Below are 17,254 nucleotides of genomic sequence, written 5' to 3'. Positions count from 1 at the left end.
CCCCGGCGGCGCGCCCCCCCCCCCCCCCCCCCCCCCCCCCCCCCGCCCCCCCCCCCCCCCCCCCCCCCCCCCCCCCCCCCCCCCCACGACGACGGCGGAGATCGTCTCGGAGGCCTGGACGGTGTCGAGCGAGGCGGTCATGCGGAGTCCTTTGCGGTGTCCCGGGCGGCGTGCGGGGTGGGCACGATGGCGGCCGCGAGCCGGCGGCGGTGGTTGCTGGCGATCGCGTGGGCGAACGTCACGTCGTTGGTGGTCACCTCGAGGGGGCTGTCGCGCGGGTGACGCAGCAGCAGCACGTCGCCGACGGTCAGCGACAGCAGGTCGCTGGAGGAGACCTCCAGCGGGGCGAACCGGACGCTGACGTCGACCGGCACCAGCTCCAGCCGGGCGCTGAGCAGCTCGGCGGCGCGCTGGCGCTTGCGCTGGGCGGCCTCGGACAGGTGCGGGGAGGTGGCGTTGTTCAGCGGGGTCGCGAACGACGAGAACGGCAGCACGAGCGTGGCCTGCCCGTCCCGGTCGCCGACGGCGAGCTCGAAGCTGGCCACCATCACGGTGTCCGAGCCGGCGGCGGCCTGGGCCAGGGCGGGGTTGTACTCCAGCCCGTCGCGCACCGGCTGGATCTCGGCGATGTGCGCGAACGCGGCGGCGAACTCCTCGAGCAGCCGGTTGAGCAGCTGCCCGGTGATGGTGGTCTCCATCGCCGTCATCGGCCGGTCCGGCTGCTCGGAGCCCCCCGACCCGCCGAGCATGTGGTCGACGGTGGCCATCGCCATGTCCAGCGGGTAGGCCAGCAGGCCCTTGCCCGCCAGCGGCTCCAGCGTGAACGTCGTCAGGAAGTACGGGTTGGGCAGCGTCGCGACGTAGTCGTCGTAGGACTGCTGCTCGATGCTCAGCAGCTCCATCCGGGCGCCGGTCCGCAGCAGCGTGGTCAGGACGGTGGTCGCCTGGCGGGCGAACGCCTCTTGGGCGATCTGCAGCACGCGGACGTGCTCGCGGGAGAGCTTGGTGGGGCGACGGAAGTCGTACGTGCGGGGCGCGCCACGCCGGCGGCCACCGGCGGCCGGCGTCCCGGCACCCCCGGGGACGGGTCCGTTCTCGGGGCGGGTCACCCCTCCCTCATCGGCGGGCCCCGGGACGGAACTGACCGGCGGCGCGGGGCGCCGCCGGTCAGCCGGGGGAGGAGTGACGGAGGGGGCGCAGGGGCCCCGCGGGACTACTGGGTCACGTACTCCGTGAGGTAGACGTCCATGACCATCTCCAGCCCCTCCTCGTCGGTGTAGGCCTCGATGATCTTCTCCCGCAGGGACTCCTTGAGGGCGTCCCGGGCGGCCGTCACGTCGGCGGGCTGCGCCTGCGAGAAGGTGGAGATGACCAGGTCGAGGGCCTTGGAGCCGTCGACGCCGGCGCCTCCGTGCCCGCCGCCGGCCGCGTCCTCGGTCAGCTGCAGGGCGATGCCGACCTTGAGGTAGCCGCCGCCGGCCAGGTTGACCGCGATGGAGTCCAGCGGCAGCACCTCGCCGGCCACCGGCTCCGCCTTCTCGCCGCCGCCGGAGAAGAAGAGGAAGTAGGCGCCCGCGCCCAGGGCCACCAGGGCCACCGCCACGATGATCAGCAGCTTCTTCTTGCCGCCACCCTTCGCCTCGTCGGGCGCGTCGGCGTCGTCGGCCTGCTTCTTGCTCACGGGTGACCTCCCTCGGTCGTGGTGGTGTCGGTGGTGGTGGTGCCGCCGGCCGCGAGGCCGGGCAGGAGCTCGTTGGCCTCCGCGGACGCGGTGGAGAGCACCACCAGGTCCACGCGGCGGTTCAGGGTGACGGCGTTCGGGTCGGACTCGGGGACGACCGGGCGGGTGGAGGAGTAGCCGGTGGCCGCCATCCGGAGCTCGGGCACGCCGTCCCCGGCCAGGTACCGCACGACGGCGGAGGCCCGGGCGGTCGACAGCTCCCAGTTGGACGGCCAGGGGCCGCCCGGCGTCACCGGCAGGTGGTTGGCGTGGCCCTCGATGTCGAGCTGGTTGGGCAGCCCGGCCAGCGCCGGGGCGACGGCGTCGAGGATCGCCCGGCCCTGCGGCAGCAGGGTCGCGCTCTCGGCGTCGAAGAGCACCGGGTCGGACACGATGTGCACGACCAGGCCGCGCTCGTCGACCTCGTACTGCGCCGCGCCGGCGTACCCGGCCGCCGCGAGCGCCGCGTCGATCCGCTCCTGGACCCCGGTGAGGGACTCGTACTGCGCCTGCGCCTCGGCGGCCAGCCGCTGGGCCTCCTCGGCGGCCGCCTGCGCGGCCGCGGCGTCGACCGCCTCCTGCGCTGCCGGCGCCGGGGGGATCTGCACGTCGACCGCGGCGTCCAGGGCGGGCAGCACGGAGGAGTCCGCGCTGGTGCCCGGTCCGGTGATGGCCTGGATCGGCGCCCCGAACGCCTCGGACAGGCCGCTGGCCAGGGCCGCGAACTTCTCCTTGTCGACCTGGCTCATCGCGAACAGCACGATGAAGAGGACCAGCAGCAGGGTCATCATGTCCGCGTAGGACACCATCCACCGCTCGTGGTTCTCGTGCTCCTCGTGCTCCGGGTGCTTCTTCCGCCGGCGGCCGCCGTGGCCGCCACTCATGCGGCTTCCTTGGCGGCCTCACTGGGCGGGATCAGCGACGTGAGCTTGAGCCGGACGGCGCGCGGGCTGGTGCCGGCCTGGATCTCGGCGATCCCCTCGACGAGCAGCTCCATCTGCGCGGCCTGCAGCTCGCTGACCCGCAGGATCTTGGCGCCCATGGGGAGGAACCAGAAGTTGGCGGCCATGACGCCCCACAGGGTGGCGACGAACGCGGAGGCGATCATCGGCCCCAGCGCGGAGGGGTCGCTCAGGTTCCCCATGACGTTCATCAGGCCGACGATGCAGCCGACGATGCCGATGGTCGGCGCGTAGCCGCCCATCGTGTTCATGAACTTGGCCGCGACCTTGTCCTCGGCCTTCTTGGCCGCGATCTCGGACTCCAGGACGTCGCGCAGCTGCTCGGGGTCGGTGCCGTCGATGCCCATCTGCAGGCCGCGCTTGAGGAACGGGTCGTCGATCTGCTTGACCTGCGCCTCGAGCGCGAGCAGGCCCTCCTTGCGGGCCTTCTCGGCCAGGCTGACCAGCGTCTGGATCTGGTCGCTGGCCGGCGGCACCTTGGCCGGCAGGACGGCCATCTTGAACCAGTTCGGCAGCTTCTTGAGGTCGTCCATCGTCTGGCCGGTCATCGCGGCGCCGAACGTCGCGACGATCACCAGCACGATGGCGGGGAGGAAGATCAGGGTCGTCGGGTCGGAACCCTCCATGACCATGAAGGCCAGGAGGGCGACCAGCGAGAGGACGATGCCGATCAGCGATGTGGGGTCCACGGGTCAGCGCTCCTCGCGGGCCGGGAAGGGGACGACGGAGCCCGCGCCGTCGACGTCCTCGGTGGCCGCCGGGCGCGTGGTGCGGTAGGTGCCGCGATCCATCTCGTAGGCGGTGGCGAGGATGCCGGCGCGGTACTCGCGGATCTCCGTGAGGACGTCCTCGACGGTCTCGCGCACCACGTACCGCGTGCCGTCGACCAGGAAGACGACGGTGTCGGGGTGGCCCTCGACCCGCTCGATCAGGTCGGGGTTGAGGGCGAACTGCTCCCCGTTCAGGCGCGTCACTCGGATCACGGGTCTGACCTCTTGCTCGTTCGGAGGAGGAAGCAGCCGCTGGGGCGTCGGCGCGGCTGTATCTGTCATCGGCCCAGGCCAGGAGGTGCTTGAGCCGAACGGGGCGGGTCACCCCGGGGGTGCGACCGGGGGCGGCCCCGGACGCGGCACGGCCCGGCCCCCGGGAGGGGGACCGGGCCGTGCGGGCGCGCTAGCGCTTGAGGTTGACGAGGTCCTGCAGGACCTCGTCGGAGCTGGTGATCACGCGGCTGTTCGCCTGGAAGCCGCGCTGGGCGACGATCAGGCCGGTGAACTCCTCGGCGAGGTCGACGTTCGACATCTCCAGCGCGCCGGCCACCATCGAGCCGCGACCGCCGGCGTTGGCCTCGCCGATCGCCGGCTGCCCCGAGTTGTCCCCCACGCGGAAGGACGTGTTGCCGGCCTTGGCCAGGCCGGAGGGGTTGGAGAAGGAGGCCAGGGCGAGCTTGCCGATCGGCTCGCGCAGGTTGTTCGAGTAGACGCCCATGATCGTCCCGTCGCCGCTGAGGGCGATCGACTGCAGGGTGCCCATGGCGTTGCCGTCGACGTCCTGCGGGGCCAGCGCGGACTTGCCGCCGTACTCGGTCATGTTGCTCAGGTCGATCGTGACGTCGGCGGGCCAGTTCGGGGTCGCCGCGGCGCTGGTGAACACGTCGAGGGTGAACGTCGTCCCGCTGGTGGGCTTGCCCGTCGTGGGGTCGAAGACCAGGTTCTGGGCGGCGCCGATCGGCGACCCGTTCTCGCTGGCGGCCACGCTCCAGGTGTTGGCCGCCGACTTGGTGAAGGTCAGGGCGATCTGGTGGGCGGTGCCCAGCGAGTCGTAGGCGACGATCTGCGTCTGCATCGAGGTGGCCGGCACGGCCGGCGGGCCGGCGGACGCGAGGACCGCGGACGTGGACAGGTTGCCGACGACCGAGCCCCGCGTGGTCACCGTGGGGGGCATGTTCTGGCCGAAGGGGACCGTCAGGTCGCCGATGGGGCCGTTGGTGTCGACGACGCCGTCCGAGCCCATCCAGCCCTGCAGCACCGCCCCGTCGGGGGTGACGATCTTGCCGGAGGCGTCGTAGTCGAACGACCCGGCGCGGGTGAAGAGGTTCTCGTTGCCGAACTTCGTGACGAAGAAGCCGTCGCCGCTGATCAAGAAGTCGGTGGAGCGGCCCGTGGACTGCTGGGTGCCCTGCGCGAAGTTCGTCGTGATCCCGGCGACCTTGACCCCGAGGCCGACCTGCGCCGGGTTCGTGCCGCCGGCGTTGGCGGTCGGCGCCGAGCCGTTGCGCATGAGCTGGGACAGGGTGTCCTCGAAGGTGGCCTGGCTGCTCTTGAAGCCGACCGTGTTCACGTTCGCGATGTTGTTGCCGGTGACGTCGAGCTTGACCTGGTGGGCCTTCAGGCCGGAGATGGCCGAGTACATGGAGCGGAGCACGGGGTGCTCTCCCTTCGGTGGGGGATGGTCGGGGGGAGGAGCGGGGAGGACCGGTTACGCGGTCGCCTGGGTGATCTCGGTCAGCCGGCCGAAGGCGACCTCTTCGCCGTCGACGACGGCGATCGGCTCGCCGGAGTCGAACCGCACGGATCCGACCGTCCCGGTCTTCGTGCTGCCGTCCTCGGCGGTCCAGCTGACGTCGCGGCCGACCAGCGCGCCGGCGGACAGCGACCGCTGCAGCGTGACGAGCTCGGCGTTCTGCGCGGCCAGCTGCTCGAGCTTCTCCACCTGGGTGAACGTCGCCGTCTGCGACATGAACTCGGTGGTGCTCGCCGGGTTGCTGGGGTCCTGGTAGCGCATCTGCGCCACCAGCAGCTGCAGGAACATGTCCTTGTTGTTCTGGTTGCTGCGCTCGACCGAGGTCGTGGCGGTGTTGGTCGCCGGGGTGCCGGCGGCCACGCCGGCGATGGGGGCGGTCATCGGTGCCTCCTCTCTCAGACCCGGACGTCGAGCCCGGAGGACGGGGTGTGCACGACGGGTGCCGGGCGGCCGCCGTCGGGTTCGGGACCGCGCAGCCACGACGCGCGGGCGGCGCCGGCCTCGCGGGCCGCGGCCCACTGGTCGGCCTGCTGCTGCGCCGAGGTCCACGAGCCGCCGCTGTCGCGGTCGACGTCGAGGGCCGAGCAGGACAGGCCGGAGGACTCCAGGTCCCGGCGCAGGTCGGGCAGGGCGTCGGTCAGCGTCGCCCGGCCGGCCTCGGTGGCGTGCCGCAGCGTGAGGTCGATGCTGCCGTGGTGCACCGTGACGCGGACCTCGACGGTGCCGAGCGTCTCCGGGCGCAGGACGAGCGTCATCGTGTGCGTGCCGTCCGGCCCGCCGGCCAGCTGCGCCACCACGGGGGCCACCTGGGCGGCGACCGGGGCGGGCGGCGGGGCGGCGGCCGGCGCGGCGGCGGGGGCCGGGGTGCTGCCGGTCGTCGCCGGCGTGGCCGGGGCGGGAACCGCCGTCAGCGGTGCGGGGGCGCCGTCACGCCCGGCGGCGGGCTGCTCGCCGGCCGGCTGGCCGCCGGCACCGGCCGGGGGCTCGGCCGGCACGGCCGGTCCGGCGGCGGGGACCGGTTCCGCGCCGGTCACCGGGGCGGCGGGGACGGCGGCCTCGGTGGCCGGTCGGCCGGCGGCCGGGACCTCGGCGGCGGGGGGCCCGGCGGGCGCGGCGGCCGCCGGCGGTGCGGCGACCACCACGACGCCGGGCGGCAGCTGCGCGGCAGCGGCCGCGGGCGGAGCCGCCGCCGGTGCCGGCGTGGGCTGGGCCGGACCGGCCGGGGGAGCCGGGACGGGGGCCGGGGGGACGGCGCCCTCGGCGGTCGGGAGGCCGGAGACCGGCGGGGCCACGCCCTGCGCCGTGGCCGGCAGCGCGGTCGGCCCGGCGTCGACCGCGGGCACCGGGCCGGTGGGGACGGCGTCGCCGGGGAGGGCCGCGGGCGTCGCCGGTCCCGGGGTGCCGACGGCGAGCGCGAAGGCGAAGGCGGCGGGGTCGAGCACCGCCACCCCGGCCGGCTCCTCCTCGGGGGCGGCCGGCTGCTCCTCGGCCACGGGTGCGGCGGCCGGGGCGTCGTCGTCGGCCGGGGTGCCCTCGGCGCGCGGCTGGGACGTGCCGGGGTCGCTGCCCAGGGCGTCGTCGAGCGCGGTCGCGAAGCCGGACGACGGGCGGGCCGCGGGCGCCGGGGTGGCGGCCGGGGCGACCGGCAGCAGGGTGGGCAGGGTCGGTGCTGTCATGAGTACGCCTCCGCGGCGCTGAGGACCTTGGACACGTAGGACCGGGTCTCCCCGTTGGCGGGGATGCCGCCGCTGCGCGCGACCGCGCCGGGTCCGGCGTTGTAGGCGGCCAGGGCCAGGCTGGTCGAGCCGAACCGGTCGGTGAGCTGGCGCAGGTAGCGGGCGGCGCCGTCGACGGCCGACGCGGGGTTGGTCGGGTCGACCCCGAGACCGCGCGCCGTGGCGGGCATGAACTGCATGAGCCCGGTCGCGCCGGCGGGGGAGACGGCGGTGGAGTCGAAGCCGGACTCGGTCTTGGCGACCGCGGCGAGCAGGGCGGGCTGGACGCCGTGCTTGGCGCCGGCCGCGGTGAACAGGTCGGCGTAGGGGACGCCGGCCAGGCCCGCGCCGCCCGTTGCGCCGGCCGCCGGCGCCGGGGCGGCGGTGTCGGGCAGCACCCGGCGGATGAGCGCCGGGGTGCCGACCGGCTGCACCTTGACGACCTCGCCCGCCTGCGGGGCGGCGATCATCTTGCCGTCGCCGATGTAGATGCCGACGTGGTCGATGCCGGCGCGCGAGGACGAGTGGTCGAAGAAGACGAGGTCGCCGGGGCGGGCCTCGGCCAGGCTCGCGACCGGGCGGCCGGCGGTGGCCTGCTGCGAGGACGTGCGCGGCAGGTCGATGCCGAGGTCGGCGTAGACGCGCTGCACCAGCCCGGAGCAGTCCAGCCCGGAGGCCGGGTCGGTGCCGCCCCACGCGTACGGCACGCCGAGGTAGCGGCCGGCCGCCTCGACCACCCGGGCCCCGGCGGAGCCGTCGCCGGGTCCGAGCGCGGGCGCCGTCCCGGTCGCGGACGTGCCGGTGAGCCCGGCGGCGCCGGCCGCGCTGGCCCAGGCGGCGGACGTCGACGTGGTCCGGGCGGCCGAGAGCATCAGGATCCGGTTCTGGATCTCGGCGATGCGCCCCTGCACCGCGGTCAGTCCCTCCACGTCCCCTCCTCTCCCCGCTCGGTCGGTGCTTCCTCGGCGCCGGGCGTGTACCGGCCGGTCACCAGGTCGTCCACGGCCCGGGTCTCGGCGGCGTCGTCGGCGAGGCGGCGGGCCAGCTCGTGCCGGTCGCGCAGCTTCTCCAGCGCCTTGGTCTCCTGCGCGGCGGCGGTCCACCGCGCGCGCAGCAGCTCCGCGTGCTCGGCCGAGGCGCGGGCCGTGGAGCGTGCAGCAGCAACATCGGCAGCCGCGGCCTGCGATGCGACCATCGCGGCGAGGAACCCGGCGGCGGAGTGCGTGCCGGTCACCGCGTAGGTGTGCAGGGCGCCGGCCAGCTCGTCGGCGCGACGCTCGGCCTGCGCCGCCGTCGTCGACGCCTCGGCGTAGGCCAGCTGCGCCGCGCGCTCGGTCGCCTCGCGCACGCGCAGCACGGGCGCGAGCCGGAACGGCTGACGCTTGCCCATCGACGGGTCCCCTCAGGTCCTGCGCGCCGGCCGGCGCATCAGGAGGCGGTCACGAGGCCGTGCAGCCGGTCCCACGCCTCGGCGGTGCCGGTGGTGTCCTCCATCGACTGGCGGAGGAAGGCGTCCAGGGCCGGCGACAGCGCGCGCGCCCGGTCGACCAGCGGGTCGCTGCCGGTCTGGTAGGCGCCGATCTCGATCAGCTCCTTGACGTCGCGCAGCGCGCCGAGCAGCCGCCGCGCCTCGCGGGCGTCGGCCATCTGGGCGGGCGGCACCACGGCGCCGGCGACGCGGGAGATGGACTCCAGGACGTCGATGGCGGGGAAGTGGCCGGTGGTGGCGAGCTTGCGGGTCAGCACCACGTGCCCGTCGAGGATGGAGCGGGCGGTGTCGGCGATCGGCTCGTTGTGGTCGTCGCCCTCCACCAGCACGGTGTAGAGGCCGGTGATGGAGCCGACCGCGCCGGGGCCGGCCTTCTCCAGCAGCTTCGGCATCATCGCGAAGACGCTCGGCGGGTAGCCGCGGGTGGCCGGCGGCTCCCCGGCGGAGAGCCCGACCTCGCGCTGGGCCATGGCGGTGCGGGTGATGGAGTCCATCAGCAGCAGCACGTCGCGGCCCTGGTCGCGGAAGCCCTCCGCGATGCGGGTGGCGACGAAGGCGGCCTTGAGGCGGACCAGCGGCGGCTCGTCGGAGGTGGCGACCACGACGACGGTGCGGGCCAGCCCCTCGGCGCCGAGGTTCTCGTCGAGGAACTCCTTCACCTCGCGGCCGCGCTCGCCGATCAGCGCGATGACGCGGACGTCGGCCTCGGTGCCGCGGGTGATCTGGGCGAGCAGCGTGGACTTGCCGACGCCGGAGCCGGCGAAGATGCCCAGCCGCTGGCCCTTGCCGACGGGCACGAGGGTGTCGAGCGCGCGCACCCCGACCGGCAGCGGCTCCTCGACCCGGCGCCGCGCGAGCGCGTGCGGGGTCTCGCTGGCCAGGTCGACCCAGGAGACGCCGGCGGACAGGCCGGGGCCGCCGTCGATCGGGCGGCCGAGCCCGTCCAGCACCCGGCCCAGCAGGGCCTGGCCGACCGGGACCTGCAGCGGCATGCCGGTGGTGCGCACCGGCGCGCCGGACTGCACGCCGGACAGCTCGCCGAGCGGCATGCAGGTCAGCCGGTCGCGGGAGACCGCGACGACCTCGGCGAGCAGCCCGCGCGGGCCGGGGTTCACCTCGACCAGGTCACCGACGGCGGCGGCGACGCCCTCGACGGTGAGGGTGAGGCCCATCGCGCCCACGACCGAGCCGGTGAGCAGGGGGCGGGCGGCCGAGCGGGCACGCTCCAGCAGGGGGCCCAGGGTCATGCGCGCAGCACCTCGCGGACGCGGGCGAGCGCGGTGCCCAGCCGGGCGTCGACCCGCTGGACGCCGCTCTCGGCGACGGCGCCGGCCCGCTCCACCGACAGGTCGCCGACCACGGTGACCGTCGGCGGCAGCGCCGCCAGGGCCTCGGCGGGGACCTCGGCGAGGTCGTCGGGGTGCAGGCGCACGACGCTGGGGGTGTCGGTGGGCAGCAGGGTCATCGCCCGGCGCAGGGCGTCGACGCCGGCGGTGTCCACGCTGGCGAGCTCGCGGCCGAGCAGGTCCTCCACGAGCACGAGCACCGACGTCAGCACCTCCTCGCGCAGCTCCTCGGCCAGCGGGACGGCGGCCTGCTCCAGCTGGGTGACCGCCGCGCCCATCGCCGCGGTGGCCGACACCAGCCGGCGCTCCCAGCGCTGCTGGGCCTCGGCGAGCCGCTGCTGGGCGGCCAGCTCGGTGTCGGCGAGCGCGGTGGCCGCGGCGGAGATGCCCTCGGCGTGCCCGGCCGCGAAGCCCTCGCGCCGGGCCTGCTCGCGCAGCCGGCCCAGCTCCTCGGCGTAGACGTCGCCCAGCCGCAGCACGCCGCGGCCGTTGGGCACCGGGACGTCGGCGGCGCGGCGCGTCGTCGTCCGCCGCTCCACGAAGCCGGGCTCGACGACCTCGCGGACCAGCGGCTCGGGGACCGCGCGCGGCGCCGGCACCTGCACCGGCGGCGCCAGCGGCACCCCGGGGGCCTGCCGGTAGGGCGTGGCGGCCCGGGCCGACGCGCCGCGCAGCAGGACCGACGTGCCCTGCGGCCGGGGGGCCTCGTCAGGCGACGAACTCATCGTCCCCGCCGCGGTTGATCGTCAGGACGCCCTGCTCCTCGAGCGTGCGGATGACGCCGACGACCTTGGCCTGCGCCTCCTCGACCGTGCGGGCACGGACCGGGCCGAGCAGCTCGATCTCCTCGGCGAGGTTCTCGGCGGCGCGCTCGGAGAGGTTCCGGACGACCTTGTCGCGGACGTCGGGACGCACGCCCTTGAGCGCCGTCGCCAGGTCGTTGGCCTCCACCTCGCGCAGCACCAGCTGCATGGAGCGGTCGTCGATGGTGACGATGTCCTCGAAGACGAACATCTGCGCGCGGACCTGGTCGGCCAGCTCCGGGTCGGTGTTGTCCAGCCACTCGAGGATCGAGCGCTCGGTGGGGCGCGGCGAGCGGTTGATGATCTCGACCAGGGTCTCGACACCACCCACGGTGGACATGTCCTGGTGGGCGAGCAGGGACCCCATCCGGCGGCCCAGCTCCTCCTCGACCAGCCGCACCATCTCGGGGGTGGTGCGGTCCATCGTGGCGATCCGGTGCGCGACGGCGGCCTGCTGCTCGGGGGCGAAGTTCGACAGCACCTCGGCCGACTGCGCCGGCGTCATGTGCGCCAGCACCAGGGCGATGACCTGGGGGTGCTCGTCCTTGAGGAACGTCACCAGCTGGCGGACGTCGACGTTGCGCAGCGAGGCGAACGGCACCTCGGTGTAGACGACGTTGAGCCGGGCGAGGATGCCCTCGGCCTTGTCCTCGCCGAGGCCCGCCGCGAGGATCTCCCGGGCGAAGTCGACGCCGCCGCGGCCGATGTAGCGCTGCGCGGACATCATCTCGTGGAACTCGACGAGGACGCCGTCGACGTCCTCGGGCTCCACGGTGTTGAGCTTCATCAGCTCCCGGGTGAGCGCCTCGACCTCGCGCGGCCGGAGCTTGCCCAGCAGGACGCCGGCCTCCTCCTTGCTCATCTGTGCGAGGAAGACCGCGGCCTTGCGCAGCCCCGGCATGTCCGGGCGCCGGGGCGCGGGGGGCAGCGCGGGCAGGTTGGCCGGCGCCGCGCCGACCAGCTGCTCGACACTCGCGATGCTCACGGCAGAAGCTCCTCGGTACGCAGGGTGGTCACTTGGTCGGGACCTCGGTCAGCCAGCCGCGCAGCATCTGGGCGACCTCGTCCGGGCGCTCGCTGACCATCGTGGAGATCTCGCCGCGGACCCGGGCCCGCTCGGCGGCCTCCAGCTCCAGGGCGCGGTTGTCCACCACGCGGTCCATCAGCGCCGTCTCGTCGCGGGTGCTGGCCACGCGCAGCCGCTCCAGCTCGGCCATGACGTCGTCGTCGAGCTCCAGCTCGTCGTCCTCGTCCTCCTCGCGCCGCCGGCGGCTGCGCAGCCACACGATGAGCACGAGCAGGGCGATGCCCAGGCCGATGGCGCCGTTCTTGACCAGCGACCACATCGCGGCGTCCTTCTCGGCCTCGCGGGCCGCCGCCATCTCCGCGGCCGCCTCGTCGGCGGCGGTGGTGTCGAAGGGCATGGACGCCACCGAGATGTCGTCGCCGCGGGCGACGTCCAGGCCGACCGAGTTGCCGATCAGGTCCTGCACCTGCGCCTGGTTGAGGTTGCCCGCGACGGTGCCGTCGAGGACGACCGCCACCGTGAGCCGCTTGATGTTGCCCGGCGCGACCGCGGTGCTGGTCACCGTGGTGTTGACCGAGTTGTTGGTGGTGCTGGAGTCCGTGGTGTAGCTGGACTCGCCGCCGCCGGTGCCGGCGTCGGCGGCGTTCTCCGGCCCTAGCACCCCACCCACCGCGGCGCCCGCGCCGGTGTAGTTCTCGCTGGCGTTCTGCTCCGACAGGGGCGGGGCGCCGCTGTCGGTGTAGGTGGTCGCCTCCTCCTGCGTGACGTTCATGTCGACGTCGGCGCGGACCGAGACGCGGGCGTGGCCGGGGCCGAGCACCGTGTCCAGGATCCCCTGGGCGTTGGCCGCCAGGCGGTTCTCGTAGTCGGTCTCCACCTGCGAGCGGGCGTCCCCGGAGGCCGCGGTGACGCCCTGGCCGGCCGCCGACAGCAGCTGGCCGGAGGTGTCGCTGACGGTGACCTGCTCGGGGGCCATCCCCTCCACGCTGGAGGAGACCAGGTTGGTGATCGACTGGATCTGCTCGCCGGACAGCTCGGCGCCGGGCGCCAGGTCCAGCAGCACCGAGGCGGTGGGGTCGGCCTCGTCGGTGGCGAAGACCTCGTCCTCGGGCAGGGCCACGTGCACGATGGCCTGCTGGACGCCGTCCATCGCCTCGAGCGTGTTGGCCAGCTCGCCCTCGATGGCCCGCTGGTAGGTCTTCTGCTGCTGGAACTCGCTGGTGGTGATGCCCTGCTCGTCCAGCAGCGCGTAGCCGGTGTCGGAGCCGGCGGGCAGGCCCTTGCCGCTCATCGCCAGGCGCAGGTCGTACACCTGGTCCTGCGCGACGAGGATCGTCTGCCCGCCGTCGGCCAGCTCGTAGGAGGTGCCGGCGGCGTTGAGCTCGTCGACGATCGCCGACGCGTCGGAGGAGGCCAGGTTGCTGAACAGCGGCGCCATCGACGGCGTCGTGATCCAGTTGTAGAAGAAGAACCCGCCGAGCCCCAGCCCGACGACGAGGAGGCCGATGACGACCTTCTGCCCGAGGCTGATCGTCTCGAACGCGGAGCGCAGCCGCCCCAGGGGGCCGGCGAGTACGGCGGGCATCAGATGGGCATCCTCATGATCTCAGTGAAGGCCTCGACCGCCTTGTTCTTGATCGTCACGAACATCTCGGTGGTCAGCGACGCCTCCTGGGCGGCGATCATGTAGTCGTGCACGTCCTTGAGGTCGCCGGTGGCGGCCTTGACGGCGAGGGAGTCGGCGGCCGACTGCGCGCCCTGCACGTTCTCGATCGCGCCGGTGAGGACGTCGGCGAAGCCGTTGTCGGCGGCGGACACGGCCGGCGGCTCCGTGGCGGCGGCGGTCTGGCCGATGCCGGAGACGGTGGGGAACGAGGGGATGGAGATCCCGCCGATGGGGGAGGTCACGGTCAGCCCTTCCCGAGGCTCAGGGCGGCGCGGTAGGCGTCCGTCGCCCGCTCGATGGAGGCGAGGTTGGCCTGGTAGCCGCGCTGCGCCATGATCAACTGGGTCATCTGCTCGCCGAGGTCGATGTCCGGGTAGCGGACGTAGCCGTCCTGGTCGGCCAGCGGGTGGGTGGGCTCGTAGACCAGCCGGCCCTCGCCGCTGCCGAACTCCGCGCGGGCGACCCGGACGCCGCCCTCGCCGCTGCCGTAGTCGACGGCCTGGGCGACGACGAAGCGCTCCTTGAAGGCCTCGCCGTCGGTGGAGCTCACCGTGTTGATGTTCGCGATGTTGTCCGAGACGGCGTCCAGCCACTTGCGGTGCGCGTAGAGGCCGGTGCCGGAGATGTTGAGGGCGTCGAACACGTCACTGCGTCCTGAGCGCCGAGCGCAGCAGCCCGTACTTGCCGTCGAGGGCGTTGAGGGCCAGCTGGTAGCGCAGCCCGGTCTCGGTGGCGATGACGGTCTCGCTGTCGAGGTTCACGTTGTTGCCGTTGGTGTTCGTCGGCTCCAGGGACCGGGCGATCGACCCGCCGGTCACCCGCGGCGTCTTCCCCGCGTGCAGCTCGTGCTTCAGCGTCGACTCGAAGTCGGTGCGGCCGGCCAGGTAGCCGGGGGTGTTGACGTTGGCGATGTTGTCGTTGCTGACGCGCTGCCGCTGCGCGAGGCCGGACAGGGCCGCGTGCAGCGTCGTCATGGTGACGTCGCTGATCATCGGGTGGCGCTCCGGCGGGCGGTGCGCACGCGGGCAGGACGGCAGGACACGACGGGCCTCCGGGTACACGCAGGAGGCACTCGCGGGGACGCGAGTGCGGGGCCGCCGATCCGTGGCGAGGGAAGTGCTGTCCGTGCAGGGGGGACATCGGCAGTGCGGGCGGGGCGGTTGACCGCCGTCCGCCACTCGGGTGATGGGCGGTGCGCGCGGTCCGGACGAGCCGGCCGGGGAGCGGGGGACCGGTGTGACGACCGGGGCGGCACACCCCTCCCGCCCGCCCCGGGCATGGGATCCCGTCCCCACGGATCCGGCCGCCGCTCCGTGGGGATGGCCTCCCATGCCCCGAGCGCAATGCCCCTCGACGACAGCGACCGGGCCCGCCGGAGAGGCGGACCCGGTCGCGGGGTCGGTGCGGTGCGGGGGAGGCCTACATGGCCCGGTCGACGAAGGCGGCCGCGGGACGGGGGCGCGCGTAGGACATCCGCGCGGCCAGGTCACGCTGCTGGCGCGACTGCAGGATGCGCTCGGCGAGCTCCTCGGCGACGGCCAGCTGGTGCTGCAGCAGCCGGGCCGCGCGCTCGCGCAGGTCGGCCGGCAGGGTGCCCAGCTGCTGCGGCGGGGTCCAGTCGGCGGTGCGCCGGCCCCAGGCCGCGATGTCCTCGGTGCGGCCGGTGCTCAGCGACTCCTTCGCCGCCAGCACCTCGCCCTCCATCTCCTCGAGGACGCTGGCCCACTCGGTGGCCGCGCCCTGGGGGGAGGGCCGGTCGGCGGTCATGCCGAGGCCGTGGCCGTCGGCATGCTCGCGGCGGCCTGCCGCCAGGCGTCGCGCAGCGGCTCGACCACCAGCAGGCACGAGGCGACCCGGTTGCGGTCGGCCTTGACGTTGGCCTGGACCAGCTCGGTCAGCAGCCAGCTGTAGAGGGACGCCAGGCGCGGGCCGCCCTCCCACGCGTCGACCTGCAGGCTGCTGCGCAGCTCCAGCACGATCTCCTGCGCGTGGTTGAGCTGCTCGGCGGCGGCCTCGCGGTTGCCGGCGGTCAGCGCGGCCTGCGCGCGCTCGAGGTCCAGGGCCAGCCGGTCGTAGAGCATCACCAGCAGCTGCTGCGGCGACGCGGTGGCGACGGTGTCACCCATGTACCGGGCGCGGAGGGAAGCGGTGCTCATCGGGAGGTGCTCCAGGGAGTCAGCGTGACGGGGAGGTCAGGCCGTGCGGTCGCGGGACGGGGATCAGGACTTCGAGGACTGCGACCAGGAGGGCAGCCCCGCGATCTGCGAGCTGAGCCATGACGCCTGGTTCTGCATGGTGCCCAGGGCCTTCTCCATCGCGGTGAACTGCGCCGTGAGGGCCGTCCGGCGGAGCTCGAGGCGGATGTCCCAGTTGTCGATGCGCGCCTGGAGGTCCTTGGCCAGCGAGTCCTCGCCCTTGGCCAGGAGGACCAGCGACCCGGTGCTCGAGTCGGAGGCAGACTTCGCCAGGGCCTCGAGCTTGGCGCTGATCCCGAGCGGCGTCGTCCTGTCGTCGGCGTTGCCGGCGATCCCGTCGACGCCCGAGTCGACCACGGCCTTCTTGGTGAACAGGTCGCGCACGAGCTGCGGGTCCGTGGCGAGCTTGGCGGTGAACTTCGCCTTGTCGAAGGTGAACTTGCCGTCGCGGGTCAGCTGGAGGCCGGCGACCGCCGCCGAGGTGCCACCCACGGCTTGGGCCACGGTGTCGAGGATCTGCCCGGCGAGGCCGCGGAGCGTGCTGTCGCCCCTGAGGATCGCGGAGCTGTTCTTGGGGTCGGTGTAGGACGTCACGGAGTCCAGCAGCCCGTTGGCCGTGTCGATGAGGTTCTGCACCTTGGCGGCGATCGCGTCCGGGTCCTTGGCGATGCCGACCGTCGCGGAGTCACCCGCCTTGGAGACCGTGATCGTGGTGTCCGGCAGGAGGCCGGCGAAGGTGTTCGTGGGTGACGTGACGGTGTACTTGCCGGTGCCCGTGCCGACGGTGAGCTGCGCGTCGGACCCCTCGGTCAGCGTGGTGAAGCCGGGGCCGAGCGCGAACCGGCCGGACAGGCCCGCCGTCGAGGTCGCGACCTGGAGGCGGTAGCTGCCGGGGGCGACCTGGACGAGGCTCGCCGTGAGGCCCAGGTCGCTGCGGGCGTTGATCGCCGCGGCGGCCTCGGCGAGCGTCGCCGTCCCGTTGCCGTCGGTGTCCAGGGCGATCGGTGACCCGGCCACCCCGTTGACGGAGACCGTGAGGCTCGTCGTGCCGAAGTCGACGTCCTTGGTGGTCTGGCCGCTGGGCACGGTGAACGTGGTGTCGGAGCGCTGCGAGTGGACCGCGGCGAGCGTGTCGACCGTGAAGCTCACCGAGCCGGGCAGGGCGGCGGGGCCCGCCGTGGCGACGACCGAGCCGATCGAGGAGCTCGCCTTGGCCGCGGTCCAGGCGGCGTCGGTGTCGAGGGCGGCGGCAGCGGTGCGCAGCGCCTCGAACCGGGTGTTCACCGCGCGGTAGGCGGCCGCGTCGGCGTTCGTGGCGGAGAGCTGCTTGCTCAGGAGCGTCTGCGGGTTCGCCTCGACCTGCATCAGCTGGTCGATCATCGTCGAGTAGTCGATGCCCGAGATCAGTCCCGTGCTCACGCTCATGCCGGCCATTCCGGTTCCTCCGTCTCGAGGTGGACCACCACCGGATGCAGTGAGGGGGGAGGCGGTGCGCCTCCCCCCTCACCGGGTGGTGCCGAGGTGGTGCGGTGGATCAGCCCAGCAGCTTCAGGATGCCCTGCGGGGCCTGGTTCGCCTGGGCCAGCATCGCGGTGCCGGCCTGGCTCAGGATCTGCGTGCGCGTGAACGCCGTCATCTCCTGGGCCATGTCGGTGTCGCGGATGCGGCTCTCCGACGCCGACAGGTTCTCGACGGCGACGTTGAGGTTGTTGATGGTGTGCTCGAAGCGGTTCTGCAGCGCACCGAGGTTCGCCCGGGTGGTGGAGACCAGCCCGATGGCGGTGTCGATGGAGGAGATCGCCGCGCTC

At 74.0% G+C, this 17,254-nt stretch carries 21 protein-coding genes; all 21 read right to left on the bottom strand.

Going from position 1 to position 17,254, the window contains the following annotated elements; genetic code table 11:
• Positions 1–137: 137 nt before the first annotated feature.
• Positions 138–1,109, bottom strand: a complete 972-nt coding sequence (locus ACI781_RS18285) for a flagellar motor switch protein FliM (RefSeq protein WP_456567557.1) — start codon at positions 1,107–1,109, stop codon at positions 138–140.
• A gap of 104 nt (positions 1,110–1,213) precedes the next feature.
• Positions 1,214–1,681, bottom strand: a complete 468-nt coding sequence (locus ACI781_RS18280) for a flagellar basal body-associated FliL family protein (protein WP_456567556.1) — start codon at positions 1,679–1,681, stop codon at positions 1,214–1,216.
• Positions 1,678–2,604 (bottom strand): flagellar motor protein MotB, encoded by a 927-nt coding sequence (locus ACI781_RS18275; RefSeq protein WP_456567555.1) that lies wholly within the window; start codon positions 2,602–2,604, stop codon positions 1,678–1,680. Before ACI781_RS18275 ends, ACI781_RS18280 begins: the two co-directional genes overlap by 4 nt.
• Complete coding sequence (locus ACI781_RS18270; RefSeq protein WP_456567554.1) at positions 2,601–3,371, bottom strand: flagellar motor protein; 771 nt, start codon at positions 3,369–3,371, stop codon at positions 2,601–2,603. The genes ACI781_RS18275 and ACI781_RS18270 overlap by 4 nt, the downstream gene beginning before the upstream one ends.
• 3 nt (positions 3,372–3,374) lie before the next feature.
• A complete protein-coding gene (locus ACI781_RS18265; protein ID WP_456567553.1) occupies positions 3,375–3,665 on the bottom strand; it encodes a flagellar FlbD family protein in 291 nt (96 codons plus the stop codon).
• 190 nt (positions 3,666–3,855) lie between these two features.
• Positions 3,856–5,106: a flagellar hook protein FlgE gene (locus tag ACI781_RS18260; RefSeq protein ID WP_456567552.1), complete on the bottom strand. Its 1,251-nt coding sequence runs from the start codon at positions 5,104–5,106 to the stop codon at positions 3,856–3,858.
• Positions 5,107–5,160: 54 nt separating this feature from the next.
• Positions 5,161–5,586: a flagellar hook capping FlgD N-terminal domain-containing protein gene (locus tag ACI781_RS18255; RefSeq protein ID WP_456567551.1), complete on the bottom strand. Its 426-nt coding sequence runs from the start codon at positions 5,584–5,586 to the stop codon at positions 5,161–5,163.
• Between the two features lie 14 nt (positions 5,587–5,600).
• The gene (locus ACI781_RS18250) at positions 5,601–6,881 is read right to left on the bottom strand and encodes a flagellar hook-length control protein FliK (RefSeq protein ID WP_456567550.1); all 1,281 of its coding nucleotides are present in this window, start codon (positions 6,879–6,881) and stop codon (positions 5,601–5,603) included.
• Complete coding sequence (locus ACI781_RS18245) at positions 6,878–7,849, bottom strand: NlpC/P60 family protein (RefSeq protein ID WP_456567549.1); 972 nt, start codon at positions 7,847–7,849, stop codon at positions 6,878–6,880. The genes ACI781_RS18250 and ACI781_RS18245 overlap by 4 nt, the downstream gene beginning before the upstream one ends.
• Entirely contained in the window at positions 7,837–8,310 is a 474-nt protein-coding gene (locus tag ACI781_RS18240) for a flagellar export protein FliJ (protein ID WP_456567548.1), read from the bottom strand. The genes ACI781_RS18245 and ACI781_RS18240 overlap by 13 nt, the downstream gene beginning before the upstream one ends.
• A 38-nt stretch (positions 8,311–8,348) precedes the next feature.
• A complete protein-coding gene (locus tag ACI781_RS18235) occupies positions 8,349–9,656 on the bottom strand; it encodes a FliI/YscN family ATPase (RefSeq protein WP_456567547.1) in 1,308 nt (435 codons plus the stop codon).
• Positions 9,653–10,480, bottom strand: coding sequence for a FliH/SctL family protein (locus tag ACI781_RS18230; RefSeq protein WP_456567546.1), 828 nt, complete (start codon positions 10,478–10,480; stop codon positions 9,653–9,655). Before ACI781_RS18230 ends, ACI781_RS18235 begins: the two co-directional genes overlap by 4 nt.
• Positions 10,464–11,543 (bottom strand): flagellar motor switch protein FliG, encoded by a 1,080-nt coding sequence (gene fliG, locus ACI781_RS18225; RefSeq protein ID WP_456567545.1) that lies wholly within the window; start codon positions 11,541–11,543, stop codon positions 10,464–10,466. The genes ACI781_RS18230 and fliG overlap by 17 nt, the downstream gene beginning before the upstream one ends.
• A 28-nt stretch (positions 11,544–11,571) precedes the next feature.
• Positions 11,572–13,170 (bottom strand): flagellar basal-body MS-ring/collar protein FliF, encoded by a 1,599-nt coding sequence (gene fliF / locus ACI781_RS18220; RefSeq protein WP_456567544.1) that lies wholly within the window; start codon positions 13,168–13,170, stop codon positions 11,572–11,574.
• Positions 13,170–13,493, bottom strand: a complete 324-nt coding sequence (fliE, locus tag ACI781_RS18215; RefSeq protein ID WP_456567543.1) for a flagellar hook-basal body complex protein FliE — start codon at positions 13,491–13,493, stop codon at positions 13,170–13,172. The genes fliF and fliE overlap by 1 nt, the downstream gene beginning before the upstream one ends.
• 2 nt (positions 13,494–13,495) lie before the next feature.
• Entirely contained in the window at positions 13,496–13,894 is a 399-nt protein-coding gene (flgC, locus tag ACI781_RS18210; RefSeq protein WP_456567542.1) for a flagellar basal body rod protein FlgC, read from the bottom strand.
• 1 nt (position 13,895) lies between these two features.
• On the bottom strand, positions 13,896–14,243 hold the full coding sequence (gene flgB / locus ACI781_RS18205; RefSeq protein ID WP_456567541.1) for a flagellar basal body rod protein FlgB: 348 nt from the start codon (positions 14,241–14,243) through the stop codon (positions 13,896–13,898).
• A gap of 427 nt (positions 14,244–14,670) precedes the next feature.
• Positions 14,671–15,018: a hypothetical protein gene (locus ACI781_RS18200; protein WP_456567540.1), complete on the bottom strand. Its 348-nt coding sequence runs from the start codon at positions 15,016–15,018 to the stop codon at positions 14,671–14,673.
• Positions 15,015–15,407, bottom strand: coding sequence for a flagellar export chaperone FliS (gene fliS, locus ACI781_RS18195; RefSeq protein ID WP_456567539.1), 393 nt, complete (start codon positions 15,405–15,407; stop codon positions 15,015–15,017). The genes ACI781_RS18200 and fliS overlap by 4 nt, the downstream gene beginning before the upstream one ends.
• A 63-nt stretch (positions 15,408–15,470) precedes the next feature.
• The gene (fliD, locus tag ACI781_RS18190) at positions 15,471–16,871 is read right to left on the bottom strand and encodes a flagellar filament capping protein FliD (RefSeq protein ID WP_456567538.1); all 1,401 of its coding nucleotides are present in this window, start codon (positions 16,869–16,871) and stop codon (positions 15,471–15,473) included.
• Positions 16,872–16,980: 109 nt separating this feature from the next.
• A partial coding sequence (locus tag ACI781_RS18185; RefSeq protein ID WP_456567537.1) for a flagellin occupies positions 16,981–17,254 on the bottom strand: 274 nt, incomplete at its 5' end.

Source organism: Blastococcus sp. SYSU D00695, from assembly GCF_054050555.1.
The sequence above is the reverse complement of the archived record's forward strand: the minus strand, read 5'-3'. Positions and strand labels throughout refer to the sequence as shown.